The 15,933-nt window shown below is 70.3% G+C and carries 14 protein-coding genes; 6 read left to right on the top strand and 8 right to left on the bottom strand.

Annotated elements, in window-relative coordinates:
* On the top strand, positions 1–240 hold a 240-nt coding region (locus TAE01_RS21230), incomplete at its 5' end, for an Lsr2 dimerization domain-containing protein (RefSeq protein ID WP_443098148.1).
* Between the two features lie 8 nt (positions 241–248).
* The gene (locus TAE01_RS21225) at positions 249–431 is read left to right on the top strand and encodes an Lsr2 family DNA-binding protein (RefSeq protein WP_425581094.1); all 183 of its coding nucleotides are present in this window, start codon (positions 249–251) and stop codon (positions 429–431) included.
* A 432-nt stretch (positions 432–863) separates the two neighbouring features.
* On the opposite strand, the gene TAE01_RS20020 is transcribed toward TAE01_RS21225, so the two are convergent.
* From TAE01_RS20020 to TAE01_RS19985, 8 genes are all read right to left on the bottom strand, one after another.
* A complete protein-coding gene (locus tag TAE01_RS20020; RefSeq protein WP_281289332.1) occupies positions 864–2,135 on the bottom strand; it encodes an MFS transporter in 1,272 nt (423 codons plus the stop codon).
* An 85-nt stretch (positions 2,136–2,220) separates the two neighbouring features.
* A complete protein-coding gene (locus TAE01_RS20015; RefSeq protein WP_147068571.1) occupies positions 2,221–3,000 on the bottom strand; it encodes an enoyl-CoA hydratase/isomerase family protein in 780 nt (259 codons plus the stop codon).
* A gap of 26 nt (positions 3,001–3,026) precedes the next feature.
* Positions 3,027–4,490, bottom strand: a complete 1,464-nt coding sequence (locus tag TAE01_RS20010) for an aldehyde dehydrogenase family protein (protein ID WP_147068570.1) — start codon at positions 4,488–4,490, stop codon at positions 3,027–3,029.
* Positions 4,487–5,755 carry a CaiB/BaiF CoA transferase family protein gene (locus TAE01_RS20005; RefSeq protein ID WP_222594196.1) on the bottom strand — a complete coding sequence of 423 codons (1,269 nt, stop codon included), beginning with the start codon at positions 5,753–5,755 and terminating at the stop codon, positions 4,487–4,489. The genes TAE01_RS20010 and TAE01_RS20005 overlap by 4 nt, the downstream gene beginning before the upstream one ends.
* Entirely contained in the window at positions 5,752–6,909 is a 1,158-nt protein-coding gene (locus tag TAE01_RS20000) for a hydroxymethylglutaryl-CoA lyase-like TIM-barrel protein (protein ID WP_147068569.1), read from the bottom strand. The genes TAE01_RS20005 and TAE01_RS20000 overlap by 4 nt, the downstream gene beginning before the upstream one ends.
* The gene (locus TAE01_RS19995; RefSeq protein WP_186815314.1) at positions 6,906–8,327 is read right to left on the bottom strand and encodes an MmgE/PrpD family protein; all 1,422 of its coding nucleotides are present in this window, start codon (positions 8,325–8,327) and stop codon (positions 6,906–6,908) included. The genes TAE01_RS20000 and TAE01_RS19995 overlap by 4 nt, the downstream gene beginning before the upstream one ends.
* A gap of 60 nt (positions 8,328–8,387) precedes the next feature.
* A complete protein-coding gene (locus tag TAE01_RS19990) occupies positions 8,388–9,572 on the bottom strand; it encodes an acyl-CoA dehydrogenase family protein (protein ID WP_147068567.1) in 1,185 nt (394 codons plus the stop codon).
* Positions 9,573–9,628: 56 nt separating this feature from the next.
* Entirely contained in the window at positions 9,629–11,212 is a 1,584-nt protein-coding gene (locus TAE01_RS19985; RefSeq protein ID WP_147068566.1) for a thiamine pyrophosphate-binding protein, read from the bottom strand.
* Between the two features lie 209 nt (positions 11,213–11,421).
* Here TAE01_RS19985 and TAE01_RS19980 point away from each other — a divergent pair, with 209 nt between their 5' ends.
* The 4 genes from TAE01_RS19980 (at position 11,422) to TAE01_RS19965 (ending at position 15,847) form a co-directional block, all read left to right on the top strand.
* Positions 11,422–12,684, top strand: a complete 1,263-nt coding sequence (locus TAE01_RS19980) for a CaiB/BaiF CoA transferase family protein (protein ID WP_147068565.1) — start codon at positions 11,422–11,424, stop codon at positions 12,682–12,684.
* The gene (locus tag TAE01_RS19975; RefSeq protein WP_147068564.1) at positions 12,685–13,569 is read left to right on the top strand and encodes an HpcH/HpaI aldolase/citrate lyase family protein; all 885 of its coding nucleotides are present in this window, start codon (positions 12,685–12,687) and stop codon (positions 13,567–13,569) included.
* The gene (locus TAE01_RS19970) at positions 13,566–14,366 is read left to right on the top strand and encodes a cyclase family protein (RefSeq protein WP_147068563.1); all 801 of its coding nucleotides are present in this window, start codon (positions 13,566–13,568) and stop codon (positions 14,364–14,366) included. The genes TAE01_RS19975 and TAE01_RS19970 overlap by 4 nt, the downstream gene beginning before the upstream one ends.
* A 71-nt stretch (positions 14,367–14,437) precedes the next feature.
* Entirely contained in the window at positions 14,438–15,847 is a 1,410-nt protein-coding gene (locus TAE01_RS19965) for an MmgE/PrpD family protein (RefSeq protein ID WP_222594195.1), read from the top strand.
* The last annotated feature ends 86 nt before the right edge of the window (positions 15,848–15,933 follow it).

Here is a 15,933-nt window from a genome sequence, read left to right as displayed (position 1 = left end):
AGTGCGTCAAACCGCCGCCAAACGGGCACGGCGCACACCGGTTCTTCTGCTCTCGCCGCGCCGTGTTCGCCCCTCACTCACTGCCCGTACGATCACGCCATGGCCCAACAGAAGATCGTCACCCTGATCGACGACCTAGACGGTACGGAAGCTGCGGAAACCGTTACGTTCGCCATCGATGGCGGCATCTATGAGATCGACTTGTCCGCGAAGAAGCGACCGCGCTTAGGGCAACTCTGAGGCGTTACGTGACGGCGGCCCGCAAGGCCGGCGCCCAGGGCTCCCCCGGGCGGAACCGAGTCACGATCCCCTCGACTGGACACTCACGCAACGCAGAGATCCGAGCGTGGGCATACGGCAACGGGCATCCTGTTCCCGCACGGGGACGCATCCCCCAGCAGGTTGTTGCAGCTTTCGACGCACACCACTGATGGATACCATGGGGGAAGCGATGCGCACACGATTGCGTTCGAGCCAGCGAGTCCCTGGCTGCAACCTACTTCGGATGAGCACGGCAAGGCCGTCTTGGGAGCCTCGCCTTTAGTCGAGTACGTGCCTTTCGCCGCGCTTGCGCCGAGCCGACCCCGCAACGAGAGCACGGGCTCAGGGCCACGTCGAAGATGATGAGGGCGCCGACGAAGGGGGCTCGGACGGGCAGACAAGTACCGTCCAGTGACGTGCACGTCTGCCTGCCTCAGTGCGGTGTTAGGGGCGTCCACAACAAAGCTTGAGCGCGAGGTGCCACAAGCCGACAACCCTCCCCGTTCTTGCTGCATAAGTGGATCCGGCGCGCAGATGTCCCGTCGAGCTGTGCAACTGATTGCAGTTCAGCACACATAACGCAAAATCACCTGCCCTGGACGTCACCCGTCGTGCAGATCGTCCAGACGTTGTAGCCGCAGAGGCCCACGCCACGATGAAAGCACCAGGGCCAGCACGAGCAGCAGCAACCCGGCACCGAGCACCGTGGCTCGCGGGCCGAGGGCGTCGGCGAGGGCGCCCTGAACCAGCCCTCCCACCGGAAAACACCCCGTGTAAGCCATGATTCGCACCGCGAGCACCCGACCGCGGAGATGGTCGGCCACGATGATCTGCACCGCCGTGTTCGTTGCCGAGATGGTGAGCAGCAGCGCCCAGCCGACGACCACTAGGGCTGTCGCCGCCCAGCCCGGAGACGGCGAGAGAGCGAACCCGGTGAGCCCCAAAGCCTGCCCGATCAGGCCGAGGCGCGTCAGCATCGAGCGGGAAAGGATGTGGCTCCAGCCGGCTAGCATCGGAGCGGCGACCAAGGCTCCGACTCCGAGAGCCGCGTTCAGTAGGCCCAGGGTCCAGGGCCCGACGTGAAAGACGCTGCCGGCGAACACGACGGTGAACTGGAAGATCGGATTGACGAGCAGACCTACCGCGATGGCGACGAGCAGGCCCATCTGGATACCGGGTTGCCCGCGGATATAGCGGACTGAGGTCGCGAACTGACGCCATACGGATGCGGGGTCTGGCGTTCGCGGGCGACTGCGGACCGTGAGCGAGGCGAGCGCGAGGAGGACCGCGAGGAACGACAGGGCGTTGAGCAGCAAAGCCCATCCGGGCCCGATGGTCGCCAGGATCAGACCAGCGACGGCGGGCCCTAGCGAGCGGGCCGCGTTGAACTGCAAGGAGTTCAGGGCGACTGCCGAGTCGAGGTCGGAACGGGGCACGAGGTCGTTGACGAACGACTGCCAGCTCGGCATGTTGATGCCCTGGAAGACTCCGGCCACCCCTACTAGCGCCATCACGGCCAGCGGCTCACGTACGCCGGCGCTCCACACCATCCACAGCAGTAGGGCGCTTAAGGCCATGCCGGACTGCGTTAAAAACAGCACCCGGCGCCGGTCGTGCCGGTCGGCGAGGACGCCGCCCCATGGGCCAAGGGCGATGTTCGGCACGAACTGGAAGGCACTGACCAGTCCAACCCACAACGCGCTGTGGGTCACCTCGTAGACGACAAAGGGAACCGTCAGGTTGGATAGCCACCCACCTGTGTTGGAGGTGATGGCTCCGACCCAGAACACGGCGTAGTCGCGGTGTCGGAAGGCCCGCAACGAGTGGCTCAGCCCACGAGGCGGCAGCTCTGCTCTCTGACCCAGCTCTGTCACAGCCGCACCCACATCCGCAGCGGACTCTCCTGAGCACCGGTGGACTCCGGTCGCGCAGGGCCCGGGTTCACGGCTGCCGGGCCGATCACCGCCCTTGCCACCGTGGCTCCCGCCGCTCCAAGAATGCCCGCGCGCCCTCCTTCTGGTCCTCGGACAGATACACGTCCGGTCCTGTATCCAGGCGGATGGCGGCGTGCGGTGACATACCTGCGGTCTTGCGATAGGTGAGTTTCAGTCGCTGCAGCGAAAGGGGTGCTGAGGCGACGACGTCGTCCAGCAGGGCTGTGGCCGCCGCCTGCAGCTGGTCGGCAGGTACCAGCCGGTTGAGCAAGCCCCACCTCTCGAGCTCGGGAGCGCTGATCCGGCGACCGGTGTAAAGCCATTCCATCGCGATTCCCGGAGGCACCGTGACCGGCAGGAGGACCGAGGCGAAGTGCGCGCCCCGCGCCCGTTTGGCCTCAGGAACCCCGAAGACGGCGCCGTCCGCGGCGACGCGCAGGTCGCAGGAGAGCGCGAGCTCGAAGCCACCCGCCATTGCCGCCCCGTTGACGATCGCGAGCGTCGGTTTGCGCGAGTCGATCATCACCTCCATGAGGCTGCGACGGTTGTTGTGGAGGGGCCCGTAGAACGGCTTTCCCGCCGCGGCGAGGTCGCGGGCGTCCTTGAGGTCTGCCCCGGAGCAAAACGCCGGCCCAGACCCAGTGATTGCGATGGCGTAGACGTGGGGGTCGTGGTCGGCCTCGATGATCGCGTCGACAAGCCGGTCGTTGAGATCGCGGTTCAACGCGTTGCGCACCTCGGGCCGGTTGAGGGTCAGGTACCGCACGTGGTCTCGGTCCTCGACGAGGAGGATGTCGCCGGTCATGGGGTCGTCCTTTCGGTCGAGCAGGTTCAGGCGGGGTAGTGCGGCGCCTCGCGCCGCATCGTGACCCACTGCAGCTCGCTGAAGGCCTCGAGGTTGGACTGCAGGCCGCCGTGCCGCGCACCCGAGCCGGACTCGCCGACGCCTCCGAACGGTGCGGTCGGCTCGTCGTTGATGGTCTGGTCGTTGATGTGCACCGAGCCTGTCGGCACTCGGTCGGCCAGTTCGAGCGCCGTCATGACGTCGCGTGTGATGATGCCGAGCGAGAGCCCGTAGGACGAGTCAGCGGCAAGTGCGGCGGCCTCGTCAGCGTCGGCGAAGGAGACGACGGGCGCGACCGGGCCGAACACCTCCTGCGCGAAGGCGGGTGCATGCATGGGCACCTGGGAGAGCACGGTGGGGCGGTAGAAGAGGCCCTCGAACGTGCCACCGGCGAGCAGCGAAGCTCCGGCCTCCACCGACTGCGTCACAAGACCGTGGACCCGGTCGCGCTGCACCGTGTCGATGAGGGGGCCGTAACCGACGCCCGGGCCAAGGGGGTCGCCCACTGTTGTTGCCGTGGCGATCCGGGTCAGCTCGGCGAGGTAGTCATCCACGATTGACTCGTGAACCAGGTGACGGCCGCTCGCCATGCAGATCTGCCCGGCGTGGCGGAACGACCCGAAAGCCCCGGCAGCAGCCGCCCTCGGCACGTCGGCGTCGCCCATGACGACGAGGGCCGAGTTACCCCCGAGCTCGAGGTGGACGCGCTTGAGCTGGTCGGCGCAGGCGCGGGCGATGGCCCGGCCAGCCGGCGTCGACCCCGTGAAGGAGATGACCGGCACCCGAGGGTGTGCCACCAGGGCCTGGCCGACGTCTGCTCCCCCGGGGAGCACGTGCAGAAGACCCTCGGGCAGTCCAGCCTCCTCGAAGACCCGTGCAATGAGAACCCCGCCGCTCACTGCGGTCCGTGGATCGGGTTTGAGCACGACGGCGTTGCCCAGGGCGAGTGCGGGAGCGACCGCTCGGATCGCGAGCAGCAACGGTGCGTTGAAGGGGGCGATGACGCCCACGACGCCGACCGGCCTCCGGCGGGCGAACGACAGGCGGGGCGCAGTCGACCGTAGGAGCTCACCGTACGGTGCGCTCGCGAGACCGGCTGCCTCGTAGCATTCCTGCGCTGCGACGCCCTGCGCTCGGTGGGCCATGGCCAGCGGTGCCCCCGACTCCCGCGCCGTCCACTCGGCTGCCTCGTCCGCATGCTGCTCGAAGAGCAACCCGGCACGGCGCAGGACCGCGGCGCGCGCGTCGTACCCCAGCGCCGCCCACTCGGGCTGTGCGGTCACGGCCGCGTCGACGGCGCGCTCCACCGCGAGGGCGTCGACGAGGCCGACGGTCTCGAGCCGGGTCCCGGTCGCCTTCTCGGTCACTGCTCCCGGCGACGCGCCGGGCTGCCAGCCGGCGCTGAAGTAGCGCCCCGACCAGTGGCTCGCGCGCAGCAGCGCCGAGCTCATGCCGACGTCCCGACGGCAGTCGCCGTGGAGCCGACCACGCCGTCGGCCATCATCAGCTCGACCTCGTCGCCGCTGAAGCCGAGGTCCTGGAGCAACGCGACGCTGTGCTGTCCGAGCTCTGGTGGAGGGCACTGGTGCGGCAGGTACGCCCCGTCGAAGGTCACCGGCAGGTGGACGACCTCGAGCTCCGGCACGTTGGGGTGCGGCAGCGGAGTCACGAGACCCACGGCCCGCACCTGCGGATCGTCGGCCACCTCGTGCACCGGCCGCACGGGCGCGCTCGGGACGCCCGCGGCCGCGAGGCGTTCGAGCAGCTCGTCAGTGGCGAAGGCCCGCGTCGCGGCAGAGACGGCCTCGTTGACCTCGGCCCGGCGTTCGGCGCGCTCTGGATTGGAACCGAAGCCGGGCCGTTCCATCAGCTCGCGGGCCCCCAAGGCCTCGACGAGCCGTGTCCACAGCGTCTGGTTGCCGGCCGAGATGAAGACATGACCGTCCTCGACGGGGAACGCGCCGTAGGGCACGACGCCGGGGTGGCCAGATCCCAAGTTGCGCGGTGCCGGGTTGCCGGCCCGGGAGCCCATGACCTTCTGGTCGACCCAGGAGACTGCGGTCTGCAGCAGCGACACCTCCACGTGACTGCCCTTCCCGGACTGGTCCCGACGACGGAGGGCATCGAGGATGCCGATGACCGCCCACATCCCGGTGCCCTTGTCGAGGATCGACAGGGGCACCCGCATCGGCGGCCCCTCCCCGGTGTCCAGCAGGCTGACGATCCCCGAATACGCCTGCAGCAGAGGGTCATACGCTGGTTCACTGGCTCGCGGACCCACCGGCCCGAACCCGCTCATCTCGCAGTAGACCAGGCGGGGGTTGAGCTCGCGCAGGCGCTCGAGGTCGAAGCCGACCTTCGCGAGCGCGCCGGGGCGCAGGTTCTGGACCAGGACGTCGGCGCCGGCGACAAGCCGTTCGAGCACCTGCACGCCCCGACCGTCCTTAAAGTCCAGGGCCAAGCTCTTTTTGTTCCGGTTCAGGCCGAGGAATGCCATCGGCTCGCTCCCCCAGTACGGGGGTGCCCAGCCGCGGGTGTCGTCACCGGCGCCGACCCGCTCGACCTTGATCACCTCGGCGCCGAGGTCACCGAGGATCTGGCCGGTCGTGGGTCCGGCAACGCTGGTTCCCAGCTCGACCACCCGCAGGCCGGCGAGCGACCCTGGTGCGGTCCCGGTGGGGATCTGGCTCTCCATCGTCGACTCCGTCATTGTCATGGGACGTCCTCCTGTGCGCCTCGCATTGGGCCGCTGGTGGAGCGGGCCCTGTCGATCTCGTCCCGCGCGAGCGAGGCGATCGGTTGCCTCCACGGACTGGGGCACCCGGCGTACGTTGCGGGACCAAGACGGAAGTGCTGCGCCTGCTCCTCGGTCTCGACGAGCGGCATGTCCATCGGGTAGAGCGCCTCGACGCCTGGTCGCGGTCCGGCCTTGCTGACCTTGCCGTACAACGGGTGGCCGACGACCTCCTCAGCCAGGTGTGCGGCTTCGACGAGCCTCGCGAGGTCGATGCCGGTGTCGATGCCCTCGGTCTCGAGCAGGTCGACGAGGTCCTCGGTCGGGATCATCTTGGTCGCACGTCCGTTGCCGCAGTACGGGCACCCGCCCATCCCGCCGATCGAGGCGTCGAGGACAAGGGTGTGCTCCGAGGACAGGGCCCTCAGCGCGACGTAGGCCGACGTGAGGGCACTGCCGCGCCCGTCGTGCAGGTGGAGGTGGAAGGTGTGCACCTGGGGCCACTCCCGTTGGATGGCCTGGAGCTGCGCTTGCACGGCACGGGGGGAGTTCCAGCTCATCGGGTCGCCGATCCACACGGTGCGCGCGGTGATCCCGGCCTCCTTCCAGGCCTGCATCTGCAGCCCGATCAGCTCCATGCGCCGCTCCTGCGAGAACGCCCCGAGCCAGTTCGAGCCCCAGGCGGCGTTGATGGCCACGACGGCCTCGGTGACCCCCCTGTCGACCGCCGCCGCGACGGTGGCGGGGACGGCTGCGATCTCCTGGGCCTGGCTCCGGGCTGTGTTGCGCTGAACAAAGACGTCGCATAGGTGGACCGTGGTGCGGGCAGTCGCCTCCTGGGGCGCCAGTGGCGGCACGTGCTGGGCGCGACGCTCGGCGCCCTTCTGGTTGAGCGCCAGGGCGGTGTACCGGACGCCCGGGACGGGCGTGAAGCCTTGGATTACCTGCTCGATGTGCTCCATCTGCGGCACCCACTTGGGGCTGACGAACGAGCCGACCTGGATGGTGCGCAGACCGGTGCGCGAGAGTGCGTCGAGAAGGCGGATCTTGGCCTCGACCGGGATCGCGGCGCTCTCGATCTGCATGCCCTCGCGCATGCCTTCTTCGATGATCTCGACCCGTGGGAGACCACTCATACCTCCGCCCTCCTGACCCCTGCCGAGGTGGTGACGGAGCGGCCGGCGAGCACGTGCTGAAGGGCCGTCAGGTCACCACCTCGCCACAGCGCGGTCACCTCGGACAGGAGCCCTTTCGTCTGTCCGGGTGTCCAGCCGACGGAACCAAAGGCGTCGATCGCCTTCTCCTCCAGCTCCCTCGGGCTGAGCGGGTTGCGGGAGTCCCCGCGACTGACGTCTACACGTCGAGTGTGCGTGCCACCGTCCCGGGTGCGCACGGTGAGTACCGTGAACGGCGCTATCGATCCAGGGTCGTCGGGGTCTGCTTGCTCTCGCACGACGACGGCGTCCATCAGCGGGCGAACTCCCGGGTCGAGGACTGCTTCGTTCGAGAAGTCGCCGAGGCGCACCCCGCCCGTCTGCAGAGCCCGCGCCACGGTGTAGGCGAGGCTGAACTTGCCCTCCAGCCCACTGCTGGGCAGGTGCGGCAGGAGGGGTTTGAGTCCGCCGCGGTGCACGGTGACCTCGACCGACGAGATGCCGGCGAGGTCCAGCCCCTGCCGAAGGTCGAGCACGGCGTCGATGGCGCGGTGCGTCGCGTAGCAGGACGGGTAGCGCTTGATCGCCCAGTCATCGCTCCATCCGTCCTCCCAGCGCCTGAGGCGTTCCGAGAGCCGGGCCAGCGTCGCCGCGTCGGTCTCCCCGAAGAGCGCGAAGAAGCCGCCGGGCGCCTCGAGCTGGGTGGTCCGGGCGGTGAGCCCACGCTCGGCCAGTGCCACGGCGGTGACCGCGTCGCGTGCGGCCAGCCCCGCATGGAGAGGCTTGGTCATGGTGCCGAAGTTGGCCAGGCTGCCGGAGGCCACCGAGGCAGCCAGTCCAAGTGCGTGTCGCGTCGTCTCGACGTCGATGCCGGCCAGCGTGGCCACCGCTGCCGTGGCCGCCAGTCGGCCGGTCGTCGAGGTGTTGTGCCAGCCGCGACCGTAATGAACCTCGAGGGGAAGCACCTCCGAGACTGCGCGGAACACCGCCGAACCGACCGCGTACGCCGAGACGAACCGGTCGGTCGTCACCGGGGTCAGCCGGGCCCGTGCCACCATGGCCGGCAGGAGCACAGCCCCGGGGTGCATCGGCATGGTGGGCGAGGCATCGTCCCAGTCCAGCGCGTGCGCGGCTGTTCCATTGACCAGCGCGGCGGTCGAGGGACCAACGCGTACGTCCGACCCCCAGATGCTGCACTCCCCCGGGGCGGGCTCGGCCTCGAGCAGACTGAGGAGAGCCGCGACCGCAGGGGTGTCGCAACCAGCGACGGCTACGGCCACCGTGTCGACGAGCGCCATGAGCACGGCGTCGGTGCGCGTGCTGCCCGCTCCTCGAGCCGCCGCTCCCGCGGCGAAGGACGCGACGGCGTACGTGGCCCCGTTGTCGGCGTCAGGGTCCACGCCCGAGCCATCCCTCCGGGAGGGCGCGGCGGGGCCCGCTGAAACGGGATTGGTCATGGCTCAGAAGCTCTTCGGCATGCCGAGGTCCCGGTGCGCGATACCCGCGAGGACGAGGTTGGTGGAGATCGGGGCGATGAGCGGCCCACGAGCGGCGCGGAACTTCTGCTCGATGCCGTACTCGGAGGCGAGCCCCGCACCACCGAACGTGTCCATCGCTGCGTTCGCCGCGTTCCACAGCGCCTTCGACGAGAGCAGCTTGGCGGTGTTGGCGTAGAAGCCGTCCCGGCTGCCCTCCTGGAAGACCTTGGCGGCGTGCCAGCGCATGAGGCTCGCTGCCCGCAGCTCGGTGAAGGCGGTGGCGAGCGGGAACTGGATGCCCTGGTTCATCCCGATCGGGCGGCCGAACACCTCGCGCTCCTTGGAGTACTGCACGGCGCGGTCGATGAAGTAGAGCCCCGAGCCGATGTACTCGCTGGAGACCAGGAGGCGCTCGGAGTTCATCCCGGAGAGGATCACCCGGAACCCCTTGCCCTCGTCGCCGATCCGGTTCTCGACAGGCACCCGCAGGTTGGTGATCGTGAGCTGGTTCGTGTGGTGGCCGGACATGACCTTGATCGGTCGGTACTCGATCTGGCCGTTCTGTTTGGCCTCTCGCACGTCGACGAGCAGGACGGTGATGCCGTCGGTCTTCTTCTCGACGTCCTCGTACTTCTCGGTGCGCACCAGCAGGAGCATGAGGTCCGTCTGGTGGAAGCGGGACGTGTAGATCTTGCCCCCGTTGATGACGTACTCGTCGCCTTCTCGGCGCGCGAAGGTGCGGATGCGGGTGGTGTCGGTACCGGCGTCGGGCTCGGTGATGCCGAAGGACTGCAGGCGCAGGCCGTCGTTGGCGATCTGCGGAAGCCACTGCTGCTTCTGCTCTTCCGTGCCGTGACGCAGGATGGCACCCATCTGGTACATCTGCGCATGGATGGCGCCGCCGTTGCCGCCCCACCGGTTCAGCGTCTCAAGGAACAGGGCGGCGTCTGGGATGGTGCCGCCGCCGCCCCCGTACTCCTCGGGGATGAGCAGCGAGAGCCACCCGCCGTCGGTCAGTTCCTTGACCCATTCGGCGGGGTAGCGACCCGACTCCTCCACCTCGATCCAGTACTGCATGTCGTACTTGCGGGCGATGTCCGACACCGTGTCACGCAGCGCCTCCTGGTCCTCGGTGAGGACGTCCTCGGCGAGCCAGTCGTGGGCCATGCTGGCCTCCTTCTCGTTCTGGGGGTGCGCGGGTCGCTCCGCCCGCGCGCGGGTGGTCAGGCAGTCGCCTCCACGGCGACCTCGAGCAGGAGCGGTTCAGTTCGGTCCCGCAAGGTGGGAAGGACGCGGTCGAGCTCCTCAACCAGCTGCTCGCGTGTGGCGACCCGACTTGTGGCGCAACCGAACCCGCTCGCGATGGTGGAGACGCTCACCTCGTCGAAGTGCGGCCAGGGCGGCTTGCCCCCGTGGGCGGCGGCGAGCCGGTCCATCACGGCATAGCCGCCGTTGGACAGGACGACGAACAGGGTGCCGACTCGGTAGTGCTGCGCACTCCAGAGGCCCTGGACGTTGTAGAGCGAGGCGCCGTCGCCGAGCAGGGCCACGACGGGACGGTCGGGCCGCGCCATCCGTACGCCGATGCTCGCTGGGAGGGCGAAACCGAGGCCGCCCTGCGCCACGGTGACGAAACCGAACGGGCGGCGCGTGGGGATGAGGTCGAGCATCAGACGTCGCGTCGAGGGGCTCTCCTCGAAGACCGTCGCGTCCTCCGGCAGGCGCTCGGCAAGCGCGGCGTAAACATGCTCGGCGCGCAGGGTGTCACCCTCCGGCATCGGGACAGGCCGGCGAGGGGCGGGCGGCGCGGTGGCCGCTCGCGGGGCGACCCGCCCCGCCAGGTCGGCGACGACGCCGGCCACGTCGCCGAGCACGGCAAGGTCTGCCGCACTGTACGTCGCCTCTTCGGGGTCCGACGTGATGACGACGACAGTCGTGTCCGCGTCGACGAACGGTCCTGGCTCCCAGGTCCCCTGACGGAAGGCGGGGCCGCCGACGACGAGCACGAGGTCGTGTGCCGCCAGGGTCTCCCGGAGGGCGCCGCGTGTCGGGGGCAGGTGGCCACGGAAACGCGGCGAGTCCTGGGGGAAGCCCGACTGCGAGCCGTGGGCCTCTTGCCAGACAGGGCAGTCCAGGCGCTCGGCGAGTGCCGTCAGGCCGCTCCACGCCTCCGCGGAGTCGGCACCGGGACCCACGACGACGGCCGGTCTGAGGGCCGTGTCGACGAATGCGGTCAGTTCGGCGGCCAGCTGCTCGCCCATGCCGCTCGCGACGCACAGCCGAGTCGGGGCGGGCAGGGCGATCGTCTCGTCAGCCGGCTCGGACCAGTCGCTCATGGGGACGACGACGATGGCGGGGCCCCGCTGCAGAGCCGCCTCGTGGACGGCCCTGGCTATGGCAGCGGGGACATCGGCCGGCCGGGCGGGCTGACGAAGGGAGACGGGGTAGCTGCCGGCCAGACCCTCGAGGTGGCCGGCCAGGAACGGGTCGGAGGCCAGATGGCGACGGTCCTGCTGGCCGACGAGGATGACGAGCGGAGCCTTGTTCGTGCGTGCGGTCGCGATGGCGCCGACGGCGTTGCCGAAGCCCGCCGTGGTGTGCAGCAGGACCAGTGCCGGTGACCCCGTGGCGAGGGCATGACCCGAGGCCATGCCGACCACCGACCCCTCGTGCAGGCCCAGCACGAACTGGAAGTCGTCCGGCAGGTCGGCAAGCAGGGCGACCTCGGTGGAGCCGGGGTTGGCGAACAGCCGGGTCATCCCGAACTGGCGCAGCACCTCGAACGCTGCATCGCGCACGGTCGTCACGTCCTGCTCCTCTCCACTGGGGGCCGGAGCAGGAGGTGCCCCGAACACCGCCATCGTCAGGCGGCGGCGGGCGTGGTGGCACACCTTGTCGCACCCAGCGGAAGAGCCCGCCCAGCGAGGGTCGTTCCTCTCACTGGGTGAGTCGTCACCTGACCGTCCGGAGCCGAGCCCCCTAACGTCGCCGATGTCCCGCTCGAGCAGGAGGAACCATGTCAACGACCACGGGTACGCCGGCAGAGGCGACAGCTGACGCCGCGCCGGACGCCGCACCGGAGCCATCCGTGAAAGGCGCCGCCCTCGACGACATCCGGGTGCTCGACATCGCAACCCTCTTCGCCGGGCCGTCGGCGGCCACCGTCCTCGCGGACTTCGGCGCCGACGTCATCAAGGTCGAGCACCCCCGGAAGCCGGACCCGGCGCGCACCCACGGCCAGAGCAAGAACGGGGTCGGCCTGTGGTGGAAGATCCTCGGCCGCAACAAGAAGGCGGTCACGCTCGACCTGTCACATCCGGAGGGCCAGCAAGTCTTCCTCGAGCTGGTGCGCACGGCTGACGTCGTCATCGAGAACTTCAGGCCCGGGACGCTCGAACGCTGGGGCCTGGGTTACGACCGGCTCTGCAGCGTCAACCCGCGCATCATCCTCACCCGAGTGACCGGATTCGGGCAGACCGGGCCTCGCGCCACGGAACCTGCCTTCGGCACCATCGCCGAGGCGATGAGCGGCTTCGCCCACTCCACCGGCCAGCCGGACGGCCCACCCACCCTGCCCCCGCTCGCCCTCGCGGACAACATCAGCGGCCTGGCGGCGGCTGTGGCCACCCTGACGGCGCTGCACCGTCGCGAACGCACCGGCGAGGGGCAGGTCATCGACCTGGCCATCATCGAGCCGATCCTCGCGATGCTCGGTGCACAGGTCACCGTCTACGACCAGCTCGGGATCGTCACGCAGCGCCGTGGTAACCGGTCGGAGAACAACGCGCCGCGCAACACCTACCGCACAGCGGACGGCGACTGGGTCGCGATCTCGACGAGCGCACACTCGATCGCCGAACGGGTGATGGTTCTCGTCGGGCGACCGGACCTCGTGCGGGAGCCGTGGTTCCACGACGGATTCCAACGGGCCCAGCACGCCGACGTGCTCGACGAGGCGGTCGGCTCGTGGATCGCGCAGCGACCGACGTGCGAGGTCGTCGCGGAGTTTGCCCGGGCGGAGGCGGCGCTCGCGGTCGTCAACGACGTGTCCCAAGTGGTCACCGACGAGCAGTACGCGGCGATCGGCGCCATCGCCACCGTGCAGGACCAGGACCTCGGGCCGGTACGGATGCCCAACGTCCTCTTCCGCATGTCGGAGTCGCCCGGCACGATCCGCCACACCGGGCGCAGCCACGGCGCCGACACCGAGCGTGTCCTCGCAGAGCTGGGTGTCGACGACGAGCGCCTCACTCAACTGCGCCGCGCGGGCGTGGTCTAAGTGCTGGCCGAGATCGCGACCTGGCTGTACGTGCCGGGTGATCGGCTGTCCGAGCTGTTGCCCAAGGCCGCGCGGACGGCCGACGGCATCGTCATCGACCTGGAGGACGCCGTGCACCCGGCGGCCCGTCCCGGCGTGCGGGCTCTGCTGCCGGCCGCTGTGGCAGCCTTGGCCGGCGAGACCGACAACGCCGTCAGCGAGCCCCGTCAGGTCCCGGTCGTCGTGCGCGTCAACCCAGTGGGCTCCGCCGACTTCGAGACGGACCTGGCCGCGGTCGGTCCACTGCTCGCCGACGGACGCGTCCACGGCATCCGGCTGCCCAAGGTGGAGTCGCCCACGGACGTGAAAAAGGCGTACGCCGCCTCGAGCCGGTTCCTCGACCAGCCGCACCTCGTCCCCCTCATCGAGTCGGCCCTGGGCCTGCTCCACGCTGCCGAGATTGCCGCCGAGACCGGGGTGCACTCCCTCACCCTGGGCGAGAGCGACCTTCGCGCCGACCTCGGGCTGCCGCGGGACGGCAGCGAGGACGGCCTGCTGCTCGCCCGTCTGACCGTCGTGCAGGCCGCACGAGCGGCCGGCCTCCCCTCCCCCGTCGCGAGCGTCCACCCCCACGTGACCGACCTCGACGGGCTCCGCCGGTCGTGCGAGACGCTGCGTCAGCTCGGGTTCTACGGTCGCTCGGTCATCCACCCCCGGCAGGTCCCCGTGGTGCGCGACGCCTTCGCGCCCCGCGCCGACGAGCTCCAGTGGGCCGACGAGGTGCTCGCGCGGGTCGCGACGATGGACCGCTCCCGGTCGGCCGCCGCCACCCTGGACGACGGGAGCTTCGTCGACCCGGCGATCCTTCGCCAGGCGCGGCTGATCCACGAGCGGGCAAACGCGTGAGCACCGGGTGTACCGCGGACGGGGCAGCGGTCGGCGTCGTCGACCTCGCGCAGCCGCTGCATCCCGGCATCCCCACCTCACCCAACCACCCCGGCTTCCGGCACGCCCTGCTCCGCCGGCACGGTGACGCGGTCAGGGCCGACGGCACGTCGGGAGCCAACGACCTGCTGGTCATGGGAGCCCACACCGGCACGCACCTCGACGCGCTCGCCCACATCAGCCACGACGGCCTTCTGCACGGAGGAGTCTCCGCCCTCGAGGCACAGGTGGGCGGTCGATACCTCGAGCACGGGGTCCACACCGTCGCGCCCATCGTGTGCGTCGGGCACCTGCTCGACGTGCCGGCAGCACTCGGTGTCCGACGGCTAGACCCCGGCCACGCGGTCACGGCCGAGGAGCTGGCCCTGGCCCTCGGCGACCGGCGGCCCGCGCCCGGCGAGGCGCTGCTCGTGCGGACCGGCTGGGCGCAGCTCTGGGACGACGCGGGGGCCTTCCTCGACCACGAGGGCGGGGTGCCCGGACCCGACGAGGACGCCGTCGCCTGGCTGGCATCGCACCAACCGCTGGTCGTCGGATCCGACACCACCGCCTTCGAGCACATTCCGCCAGGAGAGGGCCACGCCCGCCTGCCAGGTCACCGGATCTTGCTGGTGGACAAGGGGATCCCGATCATCGAGATGCTGAACCTCGAGGAGCTGGCCGCGCTGGCTCCCGAAGCCTTCACCCTCGTGGCAGCGCCCCTGCGGCTCCTGGGTGCCACCGGCTCGCCGCTGCGCCCGCTGGCACTCGTGCACTGAACCATCCGCACCGTCCCCGGAGCGCCGCCCCCAGGGCCGAGCGCTCCACCGTCCATCGCCCGGAGGATGACATGGCCGCCGCTGCCACCACACCCATGGAGGGCACCGCAGTTGCCCGGCTCGCACAGTTCGCCGCTGCCGTGGCGGCTGCACCGCCCGAGGAGGCGCTCGAGGACGCCCGCCAGCGGCTGCTCGACGTGGTGGGCATCTCGGTCGCGGCCCTGGACACCGGGCCGGCGAACGTGGTCCGGGCCCTCGCCCGCCGCTGGGGCGGACAGCCGACGGCGGGTGCGATCGGTCTCGACCTCGCCGTCCCTGCCCCGTCAGCCGCCCTCGTCAACGGGACCCTCGCCCACGCCCTGGACTTCGACGACACGCACGTACCCTCGATCCTGCACCCGAGCGCCTCGGTCGTGCCGGCCGCCCTGGCTGCGGCCGAGGACGCCGGGGCCTCCGGCCGGGCACTCCTGGCCGCCATCGCGGTGGGCAACGAGATCACGATCCGCCTCGGGAACGCCGGCTACGATCCCGCGATCAACAACTCCGTCTTCTTCGACCGGGGCCTGCACGCGACCTCGATCTGCGGGACGGTGGGCGCCGCAGCTGCTGCCGGCGTGGCCATGGGGCTCGACGTGGAACGCATCGCGCACGCCATGGCGATCGCCTGCAGCATGGGGGCCGGGCTGCTCGAGGCCAACCGGGCCGGGGGGTCGGTCAAGCGGATGCACTGTGGCTGGGCTGCACACGGCGGCGTGGCGGCCGCTCAGGCGGCGGAGGTCGGGCTGACCGGCCCTCCGACGGTGCTCGAGGGGCGCTTCGGGTTCTTCGGCGCCTACTGTGGCGACGTCTACGACGAGCGCGCCCTGCTCGAGGGGCTCGGCACGGAGTGGGAGACGGCTGACTGCTTCGTCAAGCCCTACCCGACCAACGTCTTCACCCACACCGGCATCGATGCCGCCGTCGCGCTCCGAAAGCGGGGGCTGCGCCCGGAGGACGTCGAGTCGGTGCACATCGGCGTGGCTGGAGCGACGCTGCGCACGATCGCCCAGCCACGCGAGGCCAAGATCCGGCCCGAGTCGGGCTACCACGCGCAGTTCAGCGGTCCGTTCACCTTCGCGCTCGCGCTGCGTGGTGGGGGCGGGCTGGGGGTCTACCTCGACGACTTCACGGACTCGGCGGTGCGCGACCCGCTCAACCTCGCGGTGGCCGCTCGGGTGGAGCACGACTCGGACCCGAGGTGTGAGCAGATCTATCCGCGGCACTTCCCGTCGGTGGTCGAAGTCCGCACCGTCGACGGTCGGATCCTGCGCGAGGAGGTACTGACCAACCGCGGCACGGCCGAGCGTCCGCTCAGCGACGCTGAGGTCCAGGTCAAGTACGACCTCAATGCCCGGCGGCTCGGCGCCGCGGCAGACGTCCTTGCGGAGCGCATTGCGCGGGTGCTCGACCGTCCGTCCGTGGCCGGCCTGCTCACACTGTGAGCCGTGCGGCGAGCTGGGCCGGCGAGCTGGGCCGGTGAGCGGTGCGGCGTGCCCGGGGGCGCCGTGAGCGGCACCCCCGGGCACAC

The organism is Terrabacter aerolatus (assembly GCF_007991735.1).
In the GTDB taxonomy this organism is placed as follows: domain Bacteria; phylum Actinomycetota; class Actinomycetes; order Actinomycetales; family Dermatophilaceae; genus Terrabacter; species Terrabacter aerolatus.
The sequence above is the reverse complement of the archived record's forward strand: the minus strand, read 5'-3'. Positions and strand labels throughout refer to the sequence as shown.